Raw genomic sequence first — 21,836 nt, forward strand, 5'->3', positions numbered from 1 at the left:
ATCCAGTAAAAACAAGGCTTAGCGCGAAGATCCTGATTTCTGTGGGAAAAAGTGGAAGAAAATAACTGCGAAATAGTTTAGAAATTTGAGCCAGTTACACGTAACCACAGTCTTTAGACTAACGGCCTGCAACATGCGACTAAGACTATGTTACTAAAGTGATAACAGTCGATTTTTTACCTGAAAAATAGCTGCAACAGTTTGATTTTTATAGGTTAAACCAAAAATCTTAATATAGCAGTTCCTGCAGCACAGCAAGAAACGATAATAACTGCAATAGAGACACGGAACTAAACCAAACTGATAAAAACAGTCTACAGCAGAGTTAAAAGCAGAGATGAATCATTAAAATAGTGACCTAGGGGGTAAGCAAGCGCTCACAACTGAACAGATAAAATCCTGACTACCGGCTCGTAGTCAGGACAGAAAACAGCACGATCAGCGACGCATTGCTGAAGCAGGACGAGCAATCTGAAACAACTCAGCGGCAACCCTACTGTAACCCGAGCCACCAATACGACTGATTAAATCCATTTTGTAAGGATCAGGCATACCATTCGCATCCAATAACGAGGGATTGATATAAATAGCGAGCACCTCTGCAAAAATCACTTCACAGCTTGGGTTGTCCTGCGGGTAAGGTTCTAACTTTGCCAACCGGCATTCAAGAGCAACAGGAGCCAAGGCGACGCGAGGCACTTTAATTTGGCTGGATGCAGCCTGCTCCAGACCTGCCAACTCAAATTCGCTTTCATCAGCTGGCACTGCGGCCGCACTGATATTCATTTCATTGGCCAGCGCATGCGGCACCAGATTCACCACAAAGTCATGGGTGGCCTCAATATTTAAACTGGTATCTTTACGGCTGCCATCGGCTTTGTGCTGAGTAGAGATCATCAAAGTCGGTGGCTGGTCTGTGATCATCTGAAAAAAACTAAAAGGCGCTAAATTCAATACGCCATCAGCAGACAAACTCGATACCCAGGCAATGGGACGAGGCGTAATAGTGCTGGTCAGCAGCTTATACGCGGCTGAAGGGTCCAACTGTTGTAAATCAATCCACATTAATAGCTACTCCAAAAAGACAACACTAAACCTAACAGAGCTGCAACTGCAATCACCCGCATCAAGCCCTGCTTAGCCACAAATAAAGCCAAGGCAGCAACGAGCGCAATGCACGCAGCTTGCCAGTCGATGGCACCGGTAAAACCTGTTGGCCATAAAACATGGTAGGCAAAAAACAGCGCTAAATTGACAATAACGCCAACCACAGCAGCACTGATAGCAGTTAAAGGAGCCGTCAGTTGTAACTTGCCTTGAGTGGACTCCACCAGAGGGCCACCAGCGAGAATAAAAATAAAGGAAGGTAAAAAGGTAAACCAACTGACTAAAAGCGCAGCGGTAATGCCGGCCAACACCATCAAATCAGGCCCAAAGCTGGCATGCACATAAGCCCCAACAAAAGCCACAAACACCACCACCATAATCAGCGGGCCAGGTGTGGTTTCGCCTAAAGCCAAACCATCCATCATTTGCCCTGGTGTCAGCCAGCCAAATTTATCGACAGCGCCCTGATAGACATAAGGCAAGACAGCATAAGCACCACCAAAAGTCAGTAGTGCTGCTTTGGTAAAAAACCAGCTCATTTGCGTGAGTTGATGTTGCCAGCCTAACGTCAGGAAGAGTGTCAGCATAGGCAAAGCCCAAAGCAGCACACCGCAAACCGCGACCACCGCAAAACGCTGCCAGCGAAATAATGCATGAGCTGGAGTGGGCGTTGTATCGTCAATCAAAGCCGGACCATCACTTTTTTTCCAAGCAGTATGACCGTCAACTGAAAACACTGCAGGTGTCACTTTACTGCCAATAAAACCAATCAAAGCAGCAGACAAAACAATAAGCGGAAACGGGAGTTGAAAAGCAAAAATAGCGACAAAAGCGGCAACGGCTATGGCCCATAACAACGGGTGTTTCATTACCCGCCCACCTATACGCCAGGCGGCATGCAGCACTATGGCGGCTATCGCAGGTTTAATGCCATAAAACAAAGCAGCCACCCAAGGGTGCTCGCCATACAGCAGATAACCCCAGGACAGCAGCAGCAAAAGTAGCAAAGACGGCAGAATAAACAACAAACCCGCCACCACACCGCCCAAAGTGCGGTGCATCAGCCAGCCTAAATAAGTCGCCAGCTGCTGCGCCTCGGGTCCTGGCAACAACATGCAATAATTCAGCGCATGCAAAAACCGGCCTTCACTGATCCAGCGGCGTTTTTCCACCAGCTCCCTATGCATCAAGGCAATCTGCCCTGCAGGCCCACCAAAGCTTATACAGCCTAACTTGAGCCAAAACCAAAAAGCTTGCCAGAAGGGGATGGCGTTCAGTGAAGCTGAATTTATAGGGGGCATAACAACCAGAGCCAATGGAGTAAGGCATCCAGACTAGCAAACTTTGTCAAAGGCTTGCTAGTCTGGTTAAAAAGAAGGTGTGAGTCGGCCCGTTAAGCCGGGTTCTGTCGTGGACAATCATTCCTCTAGGACGTACGTCACCGTACGCCTCAAGCAACCTACCCGCCCCCAACGCGGGCCGCGCCAAAGGGGGCCTATTTGGTCTTGCTCCGAGTGGAGTTTACCGTGCCACGAACTGTTACCAGCCGCGCGGTGCGCTCTTACCGCACCCTTTCACCCTTACCTGATCCCTTGCTTGCGCAAGGGCCATCGGCGGTTTGCTCTCTGTTGCACTAGTCGTCGGCTCGCGCCGCCCAGGCGTTACCTGGCACTCTGCCCTATGGAGCCCGGACTTTCCTCCCCCTGCTTGCGCAGGCAGCGATTGTCTGGGCCAACTCACGGCGCGCATTATACCCTTCTTCCTCTAAGCTGCAAGGTTGTTGGTAAGGCTCTTTCCATACTGTATGGATATCGATATCAGTTACGGGCGGCTACAAGACCCGCCCCTACGATTCGGTATCCCAACTTAACCCCAGCTTATACAAGGCGTTTTTCTTTTCACCATGAATTTCTGCGGTTAAAGCTGCGGCTTTTTTCAGTGGCAATTCCGTCATCAGCAGCTTTAAGGTTTGCTGAGCCGCAGGATTAATTTCTTCTTCAGCCGCTAAAGTGGGCGCTATCATCAACACCATTTCGCCCTGACAACGGGCCGGATCCTCGTCCAGCCACTCTGTAATTTGTGCAGCAGTGCCATACACAAAGTTCTCAAAGGTTTTGGTCAGTTCTTTCGCCAACACCAACTCACGTTCAGCACCAAAAACTTTCACTACATCTTCTAAACAATCTTTGATACGGCGCGCTGTTTCGTAGCAAATCAAGGTGCCCACACCTTGCGGAATGGCGCTGAGTACATTCTGCCGCTGCTGGCTTTTGGCGGGTAAAAACCCTATAAAGTGGAATTTGTCTGTAGGTAAACCAGCGCAACACAAAGCACTGATCAAAGCGCAAGGTCCTGGGATAGGCACCACGCGGACACCAGCGTCACGGCATAAACGCACCAGGCTATAACCCGGATCGCTAATCAGCGGCGTGCCTGCATCTGAAATCAGTGCAACATCTTCACCTGCCTGCAATTTTTGCAGTAAAGTGGCGGCTCGCTGCTTTTCGTTGTGGTCATGTAAAGCCAGCATTTTGGCAGAAATACCCAGATGGCTAAGCAGCTTGCCGCTGTGCCTTGTGTCTTCAGCCGCCACCCAGGCAACTGTGCTTAAGGTTTTGATAGCACGCTGACTGATGTCATCTAAATTACCGATAGGTGTGGCTACTATGTATAAATGTCCGCTTTGTACAGTCATATGGCGCTTAATCCGTTGTACTTGAATTACTTTGGCTGGAATTCATTGAGCTTAGGCACGGCACTGAGTAAGATACCCGCATTGTTTTCTTCATTGTACCTGTGCATTGTGAAATCCAGCAAACTGAAGCCATTTATTCTTTTAGGCAGCGTCATAGCGTTAGCCAGTTGTTCTTCCACACCAGAGCAGGTTGCTCCGGTCAAACAGGCGCCTGTGGTCAAGCCTGCGCCTTTGGTTGAAGAGGAAGTGGAAGTTGTGAAAATTGAAAAGCCTTTGTCTGGTGCCGACTTTATTGAACAAGCCGGTCAGCAACAAGGATCAGAACAGCAATGGCAATTGCTGGAAGCGGCCAAAGCTCATTTACAACAAGGTGAAACTGAACAGGCTCAGGCGATCAGCCGTGTGCTGGCACAGCAGGCTGCACCTGAAATACAACAAGCCAACCTGTTGCCTTTTCTTCAGGGCTTGATTGCAGCCGGCGAACATGAAGATATAGAAAAATTCAGCCGCCAGTACTCCTTGAGCTCGTTCAGAGACGAAGACAAAGCAGCTTATTTGCAAAGTCTGGCAGAGTACCAAAGCAGCAGAAGAGAGCCGGATCAAGCGGTTAAAACTTACCTGCAATTACTGGCGTTGCAGCCAGAACAGACTGCTGTACAAAGCGCCTTGTGGCAACAGCTGGGTATGCTGACACCGGACCAATTAGACAGTCTGAGCAGTAGCACAGACGCCGTCACTCAAGGCTGGGCCAAATTATTGCAACTGCACCAACAGTTTTTAGGCAATAGCCCGGCTTTCACTCAGGCCATTACCGACTGGCAGCAGCAATACGCCACACTGCCTTCGTTGCAGCAACTGCCTGCTGAAATTACGCAATTAAGCGCAGTAGACGCTTTTTCACCGCAAACTATCGCGGTATTACTGCCTTTTAGCAGCAACTTCCGCCAGCATGCTGAAGCCATTCAGCAGGGAATTCTTGCCGCATCAGCCAACCAACAAGCACGTTTGATTTTTATCGACAGCCAGACTGATACTGCAGCTTTGCAACAACAACTGGTCGCTGAGCAAGTAGATTTTGTGATAGGTCCTCTGCTCAGAGAACAAGTGGATGCTATTTCGCAGCAAGCAGACTGGACTATTCCTACCCTGTTTTTAAACGGTAAAACCGATTTGGTACAACAATCTGCTGATAAGTTTTATTTTTCTTTAAGCGTGGAAGACGAAGCCCACCAGATGGCGATGCTGTTTAAACAAAAAAAATATAAACAGCCCGTATTGATGGCTTCCCGCAATCCATTAAGTCAGCGTATGGCCGAACAATTCAGCCGTGATTGGAGACAAATAACAGGGAAAGAGCCGGAAACCTATTGGTTTGTCGACCAGGCCGGCATGGAAAGCACCATCAAACAACTGCTGGAAACAGCAGCCAGTGAGCAGCGTATTCGTGAGATAAGCCAGTTAGCAGGAGAAAATGTTAAAGCTGAACCCCATAGCCGTCAGGATATAGACGCTATTTATTTATTGGCAGATCCTGCCCAAACCCGTTTATTAAAACCTTATATTGATGTATCAGTGGCCCCAACTAAAACCACTGTGCCCGTCTACGCCAGTTCGCGCAGCCACCAGAAATCAGCGGAATTTACCGACCGTCGTGACTTACAGGGCTTAACTTTTACCGAAATGCCCTGGATGCTCACTGCAAGACAGCAACAAGAGTTCCGTCAGCAGTTTGAACAATTATTTCCACAACAGGATGAAACACTGCAACGTTTATTTGCTATGGGCTACGACGCCTATCACTTGGTGTACCGTTTAAAGCAGCAGCAACAATTTCCAGCACTGCGTTATCAGGGTTTAACCGGGGATCTGACTCTTTCTACCAGCGGCCAGGTTCAGCGGCAGTTAACCTGGGGCAAATACAGTAAGGATGGTTTACTGACTCCCCGGACGCCCTGAATGAGCAAAAGCACTGGGCAGTTTTATGAACAACAGGCCTTAGTGTTTTTGCAGCAACAAGGCTTACAACTGCTGCAACAAAACTACAGTTGTCGTTTTGGCGAAATTGACTTAGTGATGCGCGAGCAACAATGTCTGGTTTTTGTTGAAGTAAAATTCAGGCGCAGCAACAGCTTTGGTGGTGCTGCTGCGGCAGTAACACAGGCTAAACAGCAAAAGCTGACTCGCGCAGCTTCGTTTTATTTACAGCAAGCTGGCCAGCAACATTGTCGTTTTGATGTAGTGGCCATTACCGAACAGCCAGCAGATATTTGCTGGATTAAAAACGCTTTTGCAGGAACAGCTAACTAATGCAAGACCATATCAGGCAACTTTTTACTGAAAATATTCAAACCATGATAGCGACAGGGGAAGCGTTGTCAGCCCCTATCGAAAACGCCGCCGTCAGTCTGGTGAACTGCCTGATCAATGGCGGTAAGGTCATTTGCTGTGGTGAAGGAGCATCTGCCGCTTTAGCGACACATTTTGCTCAGCTGTTATTGGATCAGTTTGAAGCAGAACGGCCTTGCTTACCAGCCTTTGCCTTACTGACAAACAACTCCAGCCTGCAGCCGGGCAATCAGGACAACCCTGACCATCTGGCGCGTCAGGTGCGGGCTTTAGGCCAGGCAGGTGATGTGCTGGTAGCGATTTCAATGACAGGTGAAGAACATAATTTAATCAAAGCTGTTGAAGCGGCTTTAACCAAAGATATGACTGTGGTGGCCTTAACAGTTGATAACAGTGGTGAATTGTCTGGTTTATTGGGCAATCAGGATACTGAACTCAAGGTACCTGCTCACAGACCGGCCAGGGTATTTGAGTGTTATACCTTTTTACTGCATGCGCTATGTGAACTCATCGACATAACGCTGTTTCCGCAACAAGGAGATCTCTGATGTTGAATAAAATAATGCTGGTGTTACTGACCAGTTGGTTATTGCAAGGTTGTGCCGCAGCCGTGCTGGCAGGCGGAGCTACCGCAGTCAAATCTGCAGGCGACCCACGAACTCTGGGTAATCAGATCGACGATAAAAGTATTCAAATTAAAGTAAGTCGCTTACTGGGCGAAAACCCGGAAACCAAAGACAGAGGCAATATTAATATGACCAGTTACAACGGCATAGTGCTGTTAACAGGTCAGGTGCCAAACGAACGAGTACGCGAAGTAGCAGCAGAGATCGCCAGAGTAGAGGGTGTAAAAGATATACACAACCAATTGCGTGTTGGCAGTGAAATCAGCTTTGGTACTGGCAGCAAAGACAGCTGGATAACCACTCGTATCAAAGGCAAATTTCTGGCGGATAAAAATGTCAGTGGCCTGAACATCAAAGTAGTTACCGAAAACGGCGAAGTGTTTTTAATGGGTCTGGTTAGTCAGCAAGAAGCGGACAGAGCCGTTAACTTAGCGCGCAACGTCGACGGCGTAGCCCGTGTCATTAAAGCCTTTGAATACAAAGACTAGCAGACATTGGAGTCAGATCGCATTGTTAACAGTTAACAATATGATCTGACTCATTTCTTAGCACTCCTGCAAAGCCTTCAGCACTTTTGAATGAAACTCCCTGTGTTTCATAATCAGCAGCACTAAAACAGAAGTCGCCATAAATAATCTGGGGTCTAGGAACCAGGATAAAGTCGCCAAAGAGAAGTAGATGGAGCGCAAGCCATAATTAAAAGAGTGCCCTGCCTGATCGATCACTTTGGCAGTTCTGTTGGCATACAGCGCCTGTTCTTCTGAGGTCATTTCGCGGCCATCAGGTGCTGCACCTATCAATACCCCACCAAAGCCATACTGACGCAGCGACCAGGTAAACTGGAAAAAGGCGAAAACATAAATGACCGCCAGGAATAAAATTTTCACCTGCACAGTTTCTTTGTTTTGTGCTGCCCATGGTGTCAGATAGGTCAGTACTTCGCTGATGCTGTTACTCGATGCCAGAGCAGTTAATAAACCAGCCAGCATCAGTAAGGTGCTGGATGCAAAAAAGGACACATTGCGCTCCAGTGTTGAAATCAGCGCCACATCAGCCATTTTATTGTCGCGGTTGAGCATTTGTTTCATCCAGTCGTTACGCTTGCGACGCAGTTCAAAGGACAAACAGCTAACGGTCCTGGCCTTGCGTTTCGCCACTAGAGTGTAGCCTGACCAAAGTGATAAAAACCAAGCCACAGCGATTAGATCAAGCCAAGTCAACATAACAAGCCTTATTCAATAGAAAGTTCAGTTGCCAGCGGCAACGTAAAATAAAAACAAGCACCACCAGTGTCGGAGCGCTTATAACCAATATCACCACGCATGGCTTTGAGCAGCTCTTTGCAAATAGCCAGCCCCAGCCCTGTGCCTGCGACTTGCCGGCGATCTGATGAATCTGCTTGAGAAAACTTTTCAAATAGTCTGGGCACAAAGCTGTCAGACACGCCCTGGCCTTGGTCAATTACGCACACTAGCACTGTTTTGGCAGATAGAGTCATTGTTACTCTTACAACGCCGCCAATAGGAGAATACCGTATTGCATTTGCTAATAAGTTTGCCATCACTTGCTGCACTCTGGCCTCGTCGACTTCGACCCACAAATCCTCCTGATCGACAGACAACAACTCAAGCTTCACCTGACGCTGCAGGGCCACAGGCTGATTCAGATCTATAGCTTGCTTGAGCAACGCCGCCAAGGGACAGAATCTTAACCTAAACTGCATTTTATTGACGGCCAGCTTTTCTATGTCCAATAAGTCATTGATAAGTTTGCCTAACCTCTGGCTGTTTTGCTGGGCCAGAGTCAACATATGGCGCTGCTTTTCATTCAGCTCGCCCAAAGCTCCGCCTACAGCTAAACCCAGAGCACCACTGATGGCCGTCAAAGGGGTTCGTAGTTCATGACTGACAGTGGATACAAAGTCATTTTTAAGCTGCTCAACTTTTTTACGCTCGGAGATATCACGAATAAGCCATACATAACGAGACTCGCCCTGATGCTCGGTGGTATTTCGTGACAAATCCATCGTAAAACATTCACCCGTATGTCGTATCCCTAGCAATTCTAGCGCCGTTCCTTCGCGCAATTCCTGAGTCACTAAAGCCTCTGTTTGCCCCGCAGCAAGCAACAAACTAAAAGGCCGCCCAACCAACTGAGCAGGCAGATAACCAAATACTTGGCTAACAGCTCTGTTTACTCTTTCAATAGTGCCGGCCACATCTGTAGTCACTATCACATCCTGCACACTGTCCATAATGCGGCGCGAGTATATTTCATTATCTTGTAAAGCATCTGCGAACAAGGCACTACGCCGGAAAGAACTCAGCAGCCAAGCCAGCATCAGACAAAATACAACAGACACAGATGCTCCGGCTAAACGCCATTGCCACAAGCCCCACCCTGCAGCTTCCTGCATAAATCGGACTGCAATTTGCCATTGAGCACCTTTGATGTTTAAGTCTAGAATCAAGGCATCCTCACTGAATAAATGCGAATAACCAAACAAAGCCCGTCCTGACTCCAGACCTTTTTCCCTGATACCAACCTGTACCTGATAACTGTTTGCCTGTTGCAACAGCATCTGGTTAAAAGTCGACAAGTCCAACACTGTGCTGATAATGCCCCAATAACGACCATCATTTAAAAACAAAGGCAGACGATAGATATAACCTTCACCGCCCTGAACCAAGTCGACAGGGCCAACAAGCCTTGGCTGCTTTTCATCGATCAGCTGTTTAATCTCTGGCCATTGTTGTGGCAAATTCTGATAGCTCAGCCCTAAAGCCCGCTCGTTGCCTTGCACTGGATAAATCAGTGTCAACACATTATCCGGCGCTAAACCAATATTGCGAATGTGTTTGCCCTGTTCCAGCAGACTTTGCAGCAAAAATAACATTTCTTTTTCAGTCAGTTTGCCATCACTGGCACGCAGATGAGAGGCAAGCCCCAAGCTCATATACAAGGAGGTGTTTAGTTCAGATTCAACAAAAGAACGCAGCTGGCCAGACAAGCCTACGAGTTGCTGTAAGGCTTGATTCTGCCGCTGTTCCACAAGTTGTCTGGCGTGATACTCGGTAACAATTGCAGCACAACATAAACAAAATAGTGGTACAACCCATTGCCAGGGCAATAGCCATTTCGAATATGCTTTTACAGTGCTGCTCTGTTCCATGGTTTCTAACTTGTTGATCATCATCTAGTATCAGTACTGACTATAACCTATACAAAGGCTATTACTCCATGCCAAAACCATAGAATAAATCTGGCTGTGCTTACTGAGTATCCCGCCCAGCCGTGTTAAACTGCCCCGCCCTGACGGCATGACACTGCATCAGTAGAGGAGAAGCGCTGTGACTGAACTAATTCTGCAAACCCCGGACGACTGGCACTTACATTTTCGTGATGGCGATATGCTCAAAGAAACCGTGGCAGCTACTGCCCGTTGTTTTAAGCGCGCCATAGTAATGCCCAATCTTGTGCCTCCTGTCACTAATGCTGCAGAAGCTTTAGCTTACAAAGACCGTATTCTGGCGGCCCGCCCAGCAGGTAGCAGTTTTGAACCTCTGATGGTGTTGTATTTAACAGATAAAACCACAGCAGAAGATATCAAGGCCGCCAAAGCCGCTGGTGTAGTGGCGGCTAAATTGTATCCGGCTGGCGCTACGACCAATTCTCACTCTGGTGTCAGCAGCTTAAGTAAACTCTACCCTGTGCTGGAAGTGATGGCAGAACAACAGATGCTGTTGTTGGTGCACGGTGAAGTCACTGATAGCCATATCGATATTTTTGACCGCGAAAAAGTATTTATCGATCAGCATTTAACTCAGCTGATCGACACTATTCAGGGCCTTAAAGTAGTGTTTGAACATATCACCACAGCCGACGCTGTTGAATTTGTTAAAGCCGCACCGGTCCGTGTTGCAGCCACTATCACACCTCAGCACTTGCTACTAAACCGCAACGATATGCTGGTGGGCGGTGTACGGCCACACAACTACTGTCTGCCGGTATTAAAACGCCGCACGCATCAGGAAGCCTTGCGTGCTGTGGTTGCCAGTGGCAATACCAAATTTTTCTTAGGCACAGATTCAGCACCTCATGCCAAACACCGCAAAGAAGCGGCTTGTGGTTGTGCTGGTTGTTACAGCGCCTGGAGTGCGATTGAACTCTACGCTCAGGTATTTGAAGACTTAGGTTGCTTAGACAAGTTAGAAGGTTTCGCCAGCCACTATGGCCCGGACTTCTACAACCTGCCACGCAACAGCGGCACCATCACCTTAGTGAAACAAGACTGGACAGTACCGGCTGAAATCACCTTGCCAGATGGCAGCCCTATAGTGCCGTTTTTCGCCGAACAGCAATTAAGCTGGCAGTTAAAGAAAGGTTTATAAGCTTATCAAGGGGCCTGTTTGGCCCCTTTTTGCAGGCTTTTATTTCGCAGAGCAGTGCTGATAACAACCTGGCTCGCGTGGGCAGTGATTGCCACGCGAACAAATCAGCTGAGCTGGTTTATCTAAACTGCGGGCCACCCAATTAATATTCAGAATATTGGATACTGTGGTGAGGGTCGATCGAATAGCTTTAGGCACCGCAGCAGAGCCGCCCTGACTGCGACACAACTGCTTTAACTCCTGCGCCATAGTCTCCACATCCATCCCCTGAGCATCAATAGCCGGATTTAAATCAATACCAGCGCAAAGCACATGAGCATTACCGGCTAAATCAGAGACTTTGGTCGATTCACAGCAATAAATCCGTGGCTGGCCCTGTACATCTAAAATGGATAACTGAGCTGAATGAGCGGATTCCGCCGCTTCAAACATACGAAATACAGCCCAGTGCTGGCAGGGATCTTCCACCTGCCGCATATTGCCCCAAGGCAACGGAATCCCATTGCCGCGGTATACCGCTTTCAGTTTACCTGGCGTGTAGGCATCAAAATAATGCCAGTGACTGTATGGCGATACCGCCGTCATTCGGCGCATAGCAACAGAGGCAGAGACGCCAGCTAAGTGATGCGAACTGATTTCATAGCCTTGTTTATCGAGCAATTGACGAAACGGCATTTTAGGGCACAACAAAGCACCAGCAAAAAAGCTCGATTCAAAATCACGCCAGGCATGCAAAATATCCTGTGGTGCTATGGCACTATCATCTGTGGGCACAGATTCAAAAGCCCCGCCGACCATCATGCCACTTTTCACACCATCTTTGTTATGCAGCACAGCATGGCCAATATGTACGGCCAGCTCATATTTCAGCCGGGTGGGCCACTGCTGTAGCAGCTTATTTAAATGCAAAGTTGCAGGTGGTAAAAAATACGACGTAGGTACGTTTTTCGACAATACCCCCAACTCATCCAGTACTTCTTTTGGCGTTTGCTCAAACCAGCGGATGTGCAGACCAAGCTGTTGCACTATCTGCATCAGATCCTCCACCGACAATGGCATACGCTTCAGGCCCACTTCTTCAGCGGCTCGTTCCAGCTCAGGAAAATGGTTTTGATGATGCTCCTGATGCGCACGAATAAGCAGTTGGGCAAACTGACGACCACTAATGCCGGTTTGTGACAGCATCTCCGGAATAGCAATTTGCAGAATATCGTTAGAAAACAAAAAGCCCGGCTCCAGCGCCATACCGGACACCCCACCCCTGCTGCCTTTTTGTGGTGTGATATCCAGTTGCTGCTCTTCACCATCGAGAAACCATTCCACATCTTTTTGAAAGACTTCAGCAATGACCTGCAACATATCCAGGCTAGGCACTCGCTTGCCACGCTCAATCATCGACAAATAAGACACAGACGGCGCGTACTCAGAGTTCACTCTGATGCAACGAGTCGACAAGTCTTCCATAGTTAAGTTATTGCGCTTTCTCAGGTTTCTGATCTTAGTACCAAGGAAATGCGACTTTCTGAGTAAACTTTTATTTGCTGTCATTTTGTAAAATTCACACTGTGAAGTTTTTATTGTGAAATTATTCAGAAAACTAACATAGACTAAATATCAAGCAACAGCAATGCTGCTTTACTGGCCCTACAGCCTTAAGAATTTATTAAAAGCAACAAACAACAGGACAGAAATCATGAACATGACAGCCACCCAACACTCACACCAGGACCATGATATCCGGGAAGAGATCAGCTACATCGCCGGGCTGAACCAGAGTCATGTCCGTCAGATCATGGATTACTCCAAAGCTTTTCTGGATAAAGTTTTTCCACTGGACCGCGGCTCGCACAAAGATGTCTGCAGTTATGTAGTGTATTACCAGCATGTACTGGCGTTTTTTGCCGATGGCAGCAACAGTGGTTTGAAAACTCCGGCGCAGTTTGTCGCTTTTGGCGGTCATCCTGAGCAACCCCAATCGCTGTTATTAAAAGATGGCGAGCGCCATGTCGAATTATTGTTTTGCCACAAAGGAGCGCATGGCTCCATAGATAAAGCAGGCATTGAAGATATTCAATTGCAGCTGACAGGTGAGCAATCTGGCTGGTTCAGTATGATCCGTGGCAATACTCAGGCACAACTTTGTGTCACCTCTGCACAAAATAGTCCGTGCTTTCGTGCAAAAGAGGGTGGCGATTATCGGTTAAATTAGTTATAACTAACGCAGTTGATTTTTTGTACTCTGGGCAGCTTGCATTATGGGTACGCTCATTTGCCAAACTTGATAAAAATCAGGGGCAAAAAGAATAAAAACAACAGGGGACGATAGACGTTCGACGGGGAGAAAAAGGCCAGCAAATTGCTGGCCTTTTTTATTTTTCTTTAATCTAAGCAGCAACTTAAGTCCGAAACAACACTCTTAGTAAGGTACTTGCAGTTTAAAACCGAACTTGATTAACTAAGACACTAATTCACTAAAGGGCGGAGAATGAACGAAAAAACCTTATCCATAAGTTCAGACTGGCTAAGTGAACTTAAACAACATGCCAGCGAACACAAGCTGGCCGCTGTGGGGTTAGCCTTAGGTTTACTGGCCGTATTGGTACTACTGGCCCAGAGCATAGTGCACTTGTCCAACTCCCCTTCATCCGACAACTTACAAATGGCCTTACTGGGTGGTACTGCTGGTTTTGTTGCCACCACTTTAGGTGCTCTACCCGCTTTGTTTTTACGCAGCTTGCCGCAGGCAATGGAAGATAGTTTATTGGGCATAGCTGCAGGCATGATGCTGGCGGCCAGTGCATTTTCCTTGTTGTTACCCGGTATTGAAGCAGGCACAGCGCTATTTCAAAGCGACACTTTAGGCGCTTTGGTGGTAGTTTTTGGCATGTCGCTCGGCGTTTTGCTGATGCTGGGTTTAGACGCTTTTACACCACACGAGCACGACAAAACCGGCCCTTGTGGACCAGGCTTTCAAGCCTGCGATCGTATTTGGTTATTTGTATTTGCTATAGCTTTGCACAACTTACCTGAGGGGATGGCCGTAGGTGTAAGTTTTGCCAACGGCGATCTGTCGGTCGGTTTACCTCTGGCCACGGCTATAGCGCTGCAGGATATTCCTGAAGGTTTAGCTGTGGCTTTATCCTTACGCGCTGCTGGTTTTAAACCAGGTTTTGCTGTGTTTGTTGCCGCAGCCAGCGGCATTCTAGAGCCTATAGGAGCTTTAATTGGCGTAGGTTTATCCAGTGGTTTTGCCATAGCTTACCCGATGGGTTTAGGTTTGGCCGCTGGTGCTATGATTTTTGTGGTATCGCACGAGGTGATACCCGAAACCCACCGCAATGGTCATCAAACAGCAGCTACTTTGGGTTTAATGGTGGGTTTTGCAGTGATGATGGTGCTAGACACCACCTTAGGCTGATTGGTTAAATTTTATGCCGTTAAACCAGACTATGGGATTTAGGCCAAATGCTGGCTGGACAATAATCACAAAGCCCCATAAAATGGCCGCCGCTGCGCACCCATAGCTCAGCTGGATAGAGCGCTGCCCTCCGGAGGCAGAGGTCTCAGGTTCGAATCCTGATGGGTGCGCCATATAAATCAACCACTTAGAGGCAACTCAAGTGGTTTTTTTATGTCCGGTGACCAAACGGTGACCATGGCGTGACCATTCATGTTTTTACCACTCTTTTCTGACTTCATAAAATGACCTTTGCTCCGAAAGCTCGTACCCCTGTAGAAGTCACCGAAGAATGGCGAAATTATGCCTCACATGTTTCATCTTCAGATCAGTCAGCGATTCCCTAAAGTAACACTTTAATCACTGCTTTTCACTGAAAGCAGACATTCTCAACAAAAACTGAACTGGGGGCTCTCGAAAATTTCGAGACATCTGCGTATTTCCAAAAAGTTAACAATGAACTTAGAAATACCGAGCATGGTGGCCCTATCTATCCTTGGTTGTATCGCAATGACAAGAATTGGTTCCAAAGAAAATATGTCGCAGTCAGCATTTGGTTGGCGATAGATCGCTTCGGTATTGCGATTTGGTGATTAAGCGGGACAAATCGAGGAAGATTCAGATATTAGAAATTGAATTAACAAGACGCTCTTGATGCATAGGTAGCGAGAGCGGAATAAATATTGATTGGGATGTAAGCTACTGTAATGGCTATCCATACATAATTTAAGTTCAACTCACAAAATGTTACGCAAATATCAATGTCATGATATGCTCCTTTGTTATTCCAGAAAACTGATTACCAGCGAGAGGCACAACCATGATCCGCTGCCATCTAGCCCGCATGATGGGTGAGCACAAAATGCGTATAGCCGACGTTGCAAGAGAAACGGGGTTAAGCCGCGCTACGGTGACTCTACTCTATAAAGAGACGGCCCAGAAAGTGGATCTGGAAGCCGTTGAAAAACTCTGCCTGCTGTTTGAGTGCCAGGTCGGCGACCTACTTGAGCTGATACCACAATAAACAAGGAAAGTTATGAAATTTAATGAAGATAGCCGCGTCAAAATCCCCGCGATATTGCACCTGATGCGCTTAGGTTATAAGTATTTGTCACTCAAAGGGCAAAGCTGGGATCTCGACACCAATATCTTCCCTGAATTATTTACAACCGCTATCCGCAAAATCAACCCTGGTATTGGTGATGCAGAAGCTGGTCGTGTACTGGAAGATGTTAAGCTTTTAATCGATAACGAAGACTTAGGCAAAGCCTTTTTTGAACGCCTATCTGAGCGATCAAATATCAAGCTGATTGACTTTGCAAACTTCAATAACAACACCTTTCATGTTGTTACCGAGTTAACGTGTCAGAATGGTGATGAAGAGTTCCGCCCGGACATCACGCTGTTAATCAATGGTATGCCGTTAGTGTTTATTGAGGTGAAAAAACCCAATAACCGCGAAGGTATTTTGGCCGAACGTGACCGCATCAACAAACGTTTTCAAAACCCTAAATTCAAGCGTTTTGCAAACATCACTCAGTTTATGATTTTCTCCAATAACATGGAGTACGATGACGGCGAGCCTGAACCTGTGCAAGGTGCCTTCTATGCCAGTAGTTCCTACCACAAGCCGGTATTTAACTATTTCCGTGAAGAAGAAATATTAAACCTAACTGCTTTGCTGAAGTCGGTATCAGATGCAGATGAGCTGAATGTCTTAAAAGACAACAATCTGGAAGTGATCCGCAGCAATCCAGATTTTCAAACAAACAAGCAGCCTGAGCGCCCAACCAACCGTATTTGCACCTCTTTACTTAGCCGTGAACGCTTAGCCTTCATTTTGCGTTACGCCTTGGCTTATGTGGCCGAGTCAGACGGGCTACAAAAACATATCATGCGTTACCCCCAATTGTTTGCCACAAAAGCCATTGAACAAAAGCTCTTTGAAGGAGTTAGAAAAGGCATTATTTGGCATACTCAGGGCAGTGGTAAAACCGCACTGACATTTTATAACGTGCGCTTTTTAACCGACTACTTCCAAAAGCAGCAGGTTATCCCTAAGTTTTACTTCATTGTCGACCGCTTAGACTTACTGCAACAAGCTCAGCGTGAATTTACCTGCCGTGGTTTAACCGTTCATACGATAAATTCAAGAGATGCTTTTACACGCGATATCAAAGCCACTCAGGTGATCCACAACCATTCTGGCAAGCCAGAAATCACCGTGGTAAACATTCAGAAGTTTAAAGATGATCCTGATGTGGTCAGCACTAAAGACTACAATGTAGCGATACAGCGCGTGTACTTTTTAGATGAAGTACACCGCAGTTATAACCCCAAAGGCAGTTTTTTGGCCAACTTAAGCCAATCAGACAGTAACGCCATCAAAATCGGCTTAACCGGCACGCCGCTATTGGGGGATGACTATAACTCGCGTGCTTTGTTTGGTGATTATATTCACAAGTACTACTACAACGCATCGATTGCCGACGGCTATACCTTGCGCTTAATCCGTGAAGAAATCAGCACCCAATATAAATTCGAACTGCAAAAAGCACTTGAAGAAGCTGAAGTCAAAATGGGGGATATCGATCGCAAGCTTATCTATGCCCACCCAAGTTTTGTTGAGCCTATGCTTGCATATATTGTGAGCGATTTTGAAAAAAGCCGTGGCGCACTCAATGACGCCAGCATCGGTGGCATGGTTATTTGCGACAGCTCAGACCAAGCCAAGCAAATGTTCGAAATTTTTAATGGGGTTTATGCTGAAACAGCTGTTCTTGCAAAGAAAACGGGTGCCTCTGATAATGAAGTACTCGAAATATCCGAGCCTCCAGCTACAGCCTATACAGAATCGGTTAAACAAGCACAAAAGGTAAAAACCGCTGCGTTAATCCTGCACGACATCGGCAGCAAAGAAGAGCGTAAAAACTGGGTAGAAGACTTTAAGGCAGGCAAAATCGACTTTTTGTTTGTGTACAACATGCTACTCACCGGGTTTGATGCCAAGCGCTTGAAAAAACTCTACTTGGGGCGGGTGATCCGCAAGCACAATTTGCTACAAGCACTTACGCGAGTGAACCGTACCTACAAAGATTTCCGCTACGGCTATGTGGTGGATTTTGCTGATATTCGCAAAGAGTTCGATGCCACCAATAGAGCCTATTTCGACGAATTACAGTCAGAACTGGGCGACGAGATGGAGCACTATTCGCACCTGTTTAAATCTCAGGAAGAGATCAAACAAGAGATCGAACATATCAAAGACGTTCTGTTCCGTTTTGATACCGATAACATGGAAGAGTTCTGCAACCAGATCAGCCAAATACAAGATCGCGACACCGTATTAGCGCTGAAGAAAGCCTTAGCCGATGCGCGCAGTTTGTATAATCTCATTCGCTTGCAAGGTGAGTATGACTTTCTGGATGAGCTGGATTTTGCCAAGATCAATGTGTTGTACCGAGAAACCAGTAACCATTTGGACTTACTCAACCTTAAAAATGATTTAGAAAGTGGTCAAGACACAAGTAACCTGCTCAACCGCGCCTTAGAGGACGTGATCTTCAAGTTTGTAAAAATCGGCGAAGAAGAACTGGTACTGGCCGACAAGCTCAAAAACGCCCTGCGTCAAACCCGCGAAGCACTAGCCAGCAACTTTGACCAGCAAGACCCACAGTTCATCAGCTTAAAAGAAGAGCTAGAACGCCTGTTTAAAAAGAAAAACCTTAGCGAAGTTACCCAAGATGAAATGGTGGCCAACATAGACGCTCTGAATAAAATTCACGACCGCATCAAAGAGCTGAACCGCCAAAACAACCAACTGCGGCAAAAGTACTTAGGTGATGCCAAATACACCCGTATCCATAAGCGCTTACAAGAGCGTCAGCAAAGTCAAAGCGACATCAGCGATTCAGAGCGTAAAATTTTTGCAGCATTGGCAGGCGTGAAGCAGGATGCTGACGAACAAGTGCTCAATAACAGCCAATTGCTCGATAACGAAAGCTACTTTGAGCGACAAATGATGCCGCTGGTCATTGGTCGCTTTATGAAAGAACAGCAAATCAAACTTAACGCCGACGCCTCGCGTTATATAAACCGCCTCGTTGTCGCCGAATATTTAAAAGAATTTAATACCGGCAGCCAAGCATGGTAGAGGCTATTGCTTCACTACTGACAATAAGTACCGGTAAAACTGATTAGGAAGTAAACACTAAAATGGTTGAATTAGAATTTCAGCAAAAAACCAAAAACCTGATTGATAGCTTAAAAAGCATCTGTGCCAACTATGGTTTAGGTAACGACGGTAACGAATTTAAAATCATTACCCAAACATTTTTGTATAAGTTTTTAAACGACAAGTTCGCCTTTGAAGCTAAAAAGCTTGATGAGAATATTGCTAAAGCTGACAAGTGGGAAGAAGCCCTCACAGCAATGTCAGAAAATGACCTCGACATGCTGCAACTGCAAATGGGTGGCGATACCGCGCGGTTAAAACCGCAGCACTTTATCAGCTATCTCTTTAGCCAACAAAACGCGCCCGACTTTGCCAAGTTATTTGATGATACCCTCATCGATATCGCTATTACCAATAATGATGTGTTCGCGGTAAAAACCGATGGCGGCGCAAAAGTGGTGCTATTTGACCGTATTAGCCAATATATTGCCGACGATTCCAAGCGCGATGCCTTCTGTCGCGCCATTATCAATAAACTCGTCGAGTTTAGCTTTGAGCGTATCTTTACCCAAAAATTTGACTTCTACGCAACCATTTTTGAATACCTGATCAAAGACTACAACAGCAACTCGGGCGGCAAATACGCCGAGTATTTCACCCCCCATGCGGTAGCGCGCATTATGGCAGAAATTTTAGTGCCTAAAGAGCAGCGCGGCACTGTGCGTAATGTCAGTTGTTATGACCCCTCTGCAGGTTCAGGTACTTTGTTAATGAACGTGGCGCACGCCATTGGTGAGAATCGCTGTAGCATTTACACGCAAGACATTTCACAAAAGTCATCTAATCTGCTGCGTTTAAACCTGATCTTAAATAATCTAGTGCACTCTATCCCGAATGTGATACAAGGCAATACCGTTTTACACCCCTACCATAAAGATGGTAACGAGTTAAAACGCTTTGATTACATCGTCTCAAACCCGCCGTTTAAGCTGGACTTTAGTGATTTTAGAGATGAGCTAGACAGTAAAGAAAACAAAGAACGTTTTTTTGCCGGTATTCCCAACGTACCTAAAGCAGTCAAAGAAAAAATGGCGATCTACTCGCTGTTTTTACAACACATCATTGCATCGCTTAAACCCAGAGGTAAAGCGGCAGTGGTGGTGCCTACTGGTTTTATCACTGCACAATCTGGCATTGATAAAGGCATTCGCGAACATTTGGTAAAAAACAAAATGCTCGCGGGCGTGGTCTCCATGCCTTCCAATATCTTCGCCACCACAGGCACTAACGTATCCATCCTGTTTATTGACGCCAACAATGATGGCGATGTGGTCTTGGTAGATGCCTCAAACTTGGGTGAAAAAGTCAAAGACGGCAAAACCCAAAAAACCGTATTAACAGCGATTGAAGAACAACAAATTATTGATGTGTTTAACGCCAAAGAGACGGTAGAAGATTTTTCTGTCGCGGTGAGTTATGACGACATCGAAGCCAAAAACTACTCATTTAGTGCCGGCCAGTACTTTGATGTCAAAATCGAATATGTCGATATTACCCCAGAACAGTTTGCTGAGAAGATGCAAGACTTTAACAGTAACCTAGATAGCCTATTTAGTCAGTCTCGTGAGTTGGAAACTGAGATTAAAAAACAGTTGGCAGGGTTGAAGTATGAATAACCCGAAATTCATCAGTTTTGCTGAAAGTGGAATAGATTTTATCGACGGGGACAGAGGTACAAATTACCCGAGCAAGTCTGAACTAATAGCGAATGGCTATTGCGTGTTCCTAAACACGGGGAATGTGAAGAAAACAGGGTTTGACTTTACTCAAGTTGAGTTTATTGATGAAGAAAAAGATAAGAAACTTAGGAAGGGTAAAGTTAAGCAGGGTGACATTGTGCTCACCACAAGAGGCACCGTAGGAAATGTCGCCTTAGTAACAAGCGATACGCCATTCAAGAATATCAGAATTAACTCTGGTATGGTTATAGTCAGAACGGATCCAGAGAAATATGACCCGTATTTCATACTTCTATTTTTTAGGTCTTCTTTATTTCAAAAGCAATGCCTTTCTCATGGTTCTGGAAGCGCTCAGCCACAGCTACCAATATCTGCGTTGAAGCATATTTCTTTCCCGGACATCGACATTGACCATCAAAGAAAAGTTGTTAGTGCCGCTAGTTGCATTGACAAAAAAATCGAAATCAACAACCGAATCAACGCTGAGCTCGAAGCGATGGCCAAAACCCTGTACGACTATTGGTTTGTACAGTTCGACTTCCCAGACGCCAAAGGCAACCCCTACAAAACCACCGGTGGCAAAATGGTTTACAACCCAACCCTAAAACGCGAAATACCGGCGGGGTGGAGTGACAAAACGCTATCTCAAATAGCTAACATAACGATGGGGCAATCCCCAGAGGGAAGTTCCTATAACGAAGAAGGTGTTGGAACAATTTTTTATCAAGGTTCTACAGACTTCGGCTGGTTATTTCCTAGCACCCGCCAATACACAACAGAACCAAACCGCATGGCAAAGAAAGGCGACATACTATTGAGCGTACGTGCACCAGTAGGTGATATGAATATTGCCAATACCGATTGCTGTATCGGTCGAGGTTTAGCTGCATTAAACAGTAAAACTGGCTCTGATGGCTTTCTGTTTTACGTGATGAAGTATTTCAAACAGATTTTTGACCGTCGTAACTCAGAAGGAACAACCTTCGGTTCTATCACAAAAGATGGCTTGTACTCATTGACACTAGCATATCCAACACCGGACCTGCTCAAAAGGTATGATGGCGTAGTAACGAATTACAATAAAATGATTTTTGAGAGGAGCCTTGAAAACCGAGAGCTAACAAGCTTAAGAGACTGGCTCTTACCAATGCTAATGAACTGCCAAGTCACCGTTAGATAAACAAACTAAGTAATCCAAGGAAGGAATTATGGAAATTAAGGTAACTAACTGTAATAACATTGCGTCGGCACAACTTACTATCGAAGAGGGCCCGCTCTGGCAGGATAGTTGTCACTACTTA

Annotated in this window: 17 protein-coding genes, 1 tRNA gene and 1 other RNA gene; 12 read left to right on the forward strand and 7 right to left on the reverse strand. The window is 46.3% G+C overall.

The window, feature by feature from the left end; translation table 11 throughout:
* Nucleotides 1–438 precede the first annotated feature (438 nt).
* The 4 genes from EMM73_RS12425 to rsmI all read right to left on the reverse strand — a co-directional run bounded on the left by EMM73_RS12425 (nucleotide 439) and on the right by rsmI (nucleotide 3,802).
* Nucleotides 439–1,065, reverse strand: a complete 627-nt coding sequence (locus EMM73_RS12425) for a flavin reductase family protein (RefSeq protein ID WP_127686754.1) — start codon at nucleotides 1,063–1,065, stop codon at nucleotides 439–441.
* Nucleotides 1,065–2,408 carry a chromate efflux transporter gene (gene chrA, locus EMM73_RS12430; RefSeq protein ID WP_127686755.1) on the reverse strand — a complete coding sequence of 448 codons (1,344 nt, stop codon included), beginning with the start codon at nucleotides 2,406–2,408 and terminating at the stop codon, nucleotides 1,065–1,067. Before chrA ends, EMM73_RS12425 begins: the two co-directional genes overlap by 1 nt.
* 77 nt (nucleotides 2,409–2,485) lie before the next feature.
* Nucleotides 2,486–2,845: RNase P RNA component class A (rnpB, locus tag EMM73_RS12435), an RNA gene on the reverse strand.
* Between the two features lie 108 nt (nucleotides 2,846–2,953).
* A complete protein-coding gene (gene rsmI, locus EMM73_RS12440; RefSeq protein ID WP_127686756.1) occupies nucleotides 2,954–3,802 on the reverse strand; it encodes a 16S rRNA (cytidine(1402)-2'-O)-methyltransferase in 849 nt (282 codons plus the stop codon).
* On the opposite strand from rsmI, the gene EMM73_RS12445 reads away from it, so the two are divergent.
* Genes EMM73_RS12445 through dolP form a run of 4 tightly spaced genes read left to right on the forward strand, consistent with a single transcriptional unit; the run spans nucleotide 3,782 to nucleotide 7,262 of the window.
* Complete coding sequence (locus EMM73_RS12445; RefSeq protein WP_127686757.1) at nucleotides 3,782–5,758, forward strand: penicillin-binding protein activator; 1,977 nt, start codon at nucleotides 3,782–3,784, stop codon at nucleotides 5,756–5,758. The two genes, rsmI and EMM73_RS12445, sit on opposite strands and share 21 nt — an antisense overlap.
* Nucleotides 5,759–6,109: a YraN family protein gene (locus tag EMM73_RS12450; protein ID WP_127686758.1), complete on the forward strand. Its 351-nt coding sequence runs from the start codon at nucleotides 5,759–5,761 to the stop codon at nucleotides 6,107–6,109.
* Nucleotides 6,109–6,696: a D-sedoheptulose-7-phosphate isomerase gene (locus tag EMM73_RS12455; RefSeq protein WP_127686759.1), complete on the forward strand. Its 588-nt coding sequence runs from the start codon at nucleotides 6,109–6,111 to the stop codon at nucleotides 6,694–6,696. Before EMM73_RS12450 ends, EMM73_RS12455 begins: the two co-directional genes overlap by 1 nt.
* Complete coding sequence (gene dolP, locus EMM73_RS12460) at nucleotides 6,696–7,262, forward strand: division/outer membrane stress-associated lipid-binding lipoprotein (protein ID WP_127686760.1); 567 nt, start codon at nucleotides 6,696–6,698, stop codon at nucleotides 7,260–7,262. Before EMM73_RS12455 ends, dolP begins: the two co-directional genes overlap by 1 nt.
* Before the next feature lie 57 nt (nucleotides 7,263–7,319).
* On the opposite strand, the gene EMM73_RS12465 is transcribed toward dolP, so the two are convergent.
* Nucleotides 7,320–7,997, reverse strand: a complete 678-nt coding sequence (locus EMM73_RS12465; RefSeq protein WP_127686761.1) for a DUF599 domain-containing protein — start codon at nucleotides 7,995–7,997, stop codon at nucleotides 7,320–7,322.
* Between the two features lie 8 nt (nucleotides 7,998–8,005).
* On the reverse strand, nucleotides 8,006–9,967 hold the full coding sequence (locus EMM73_RS12470) for an ATP-binding protein (RefSeq protein WP_186435208.1): 1,962 nt from the start codon (nucleotides 9,965–9,967) through the stop codon (nucleotides 8,006–8,008).
* A gap of 157 nt (nucleotides 9,968–10,124) precedes the next feature.
* Here EMM73_RS12470 and pyrC point away from each other — a divergent pair, with 157 nt between their 5' ends.
* Nucleotides 10,125–11,165 (forward strand): dihydroorotase, encoded by a 1,041-nt coding sequence (gene pyrC, locus EMM73_RS12475; RefSeq protein WP_127686763.1) that lies wholly within the window; start codon nucleotides 10,125–10,127, stop codon nucleotides 11,163–11,165.
* 39 nt (nucleotides 11,166–11,204) lie between these two features.
* On the opposite strand, the gene EMM73_RS12480 is transcribed toward pyrC, so the two are convergent.
* On the reverse strand, nucleotides 11,205–12,713 hold the full coding sequence (locus tag EMM73_RS12480) for a DUF3612 domain-containing protein (protein WP_127686764.1): 1,509 nt from the start codon (nucleotides 12,711–12,713) through the stop codon (nucleotides 11,205–11,207).
* Nucleotides 12,714–12,858: 145 nt separating this feature from the next.
* Here EMM73_RS12480 and EMM73_RS12485 point away from each other — a divergent pair, with 145 nt between their 5' ends.
* The 7 genes from EMM73_RS12485 to EMM73_RS20195 all read left to right on the forward strand — a co-directional run bounded on the left by EMM73_RS12485 (nucleotide 12,859) and on the right by EMM73_RS20195 (nucleotide 21,715).
* Entirely contained in the window at nucleotides 12,859–13,374 is a 516-nt protein-coding gene (locus EMM73_RS12485; RefSeq protein WP_127686765.1) for an aldolase/citrate lyase/malate synthase family protein, read from the forward strand.
* A 276-nt stretch (nucleotides 13,375–13,650) separates the two neighbouring features.
* A complete protein-coding gene (locus EMM73_RS12490) occupies nucleotides 13,651–14,583 on the forward strand; it encodes a ZIP family metal transporter (protein WP_127686766.1) in 933 nt (310 codons plus the stop codon).
* 96 nt (nucleotides 14,584–14,679) lie between these two features.
* A tRNA-Arg gene (locus tag EMM73_RS12495) sits at nucleotides 14,680–14,756 on the forward strand.
* Nucleotides 14,757–15,442: 686 nt separating this feature from the next.
* On the forward strand, nucleotides 15,443–15,646 hold the full coding sequence (locus EMM73_RS12500) for a helix-turn-helix domain-containing protein (RefSeq protein ID WP_127686767.1): 204 nt from the start codon (nucleotides 15,443–15,445) through the stop codon (nucleotides 15,644–15,646).
* Nucleotides 15,647–15,658: 12 nt separating this feature from the next.
* On the forward strand, nucleotides 15,659–18,775 hold the full coding sequence (locus EMM73_RS12505; RefSeq protein WP_127686768.1) for a type I restriction endonuclease subunit R: 3,117 nt from the start codon (nucleotides 15,659–15,661) through the stop codon (nucleotides 18,773–18,775).
* A gap of 62 nt (nucleotides 18,776–18,837) precedes the next feature.
* Nucleotides 18,838–20,472 carry an HsdM family class I SAM-dependent methyltransferase gene (locus EMM73_RS12510; protein ID WP_127686769.1) on the forward strand — a complete coding sequence of 545 codons (1,635 nt, stop codon included), beginning with the start codon at nucleotides 18,838–18,840 and terminating at the stop codon, nucleotides 20,470–20,472.
* On the forward strand, nucleotides 20,465–21,715 hold the full coding sequence (locus EMM73_RS20195) for a restriction endonuclease subunit S (protein ID WP_127686770.1): 1,251 nt from the start codon (nucleotides 20,465–20,467) through the stop codon (nucleotides 21,713–21,715). Before EMM73_RS12510 ends, EMM73_RS20195 begins: the two co-directional genes overlap by 8 nt.
* Nucleotides 21,716–21,836: the final 121 nt, after the last annotated feature.

Origin of the sequence: Rheinheimera sediminis (assembly GCF_004005375.1) — a bacterium.
Classification (GTDB): Bacteria; Pseudomonadota; Gammaproteobacteria; order Enterobacterales; family Alteromonadaceae; genus Pararheinheimera.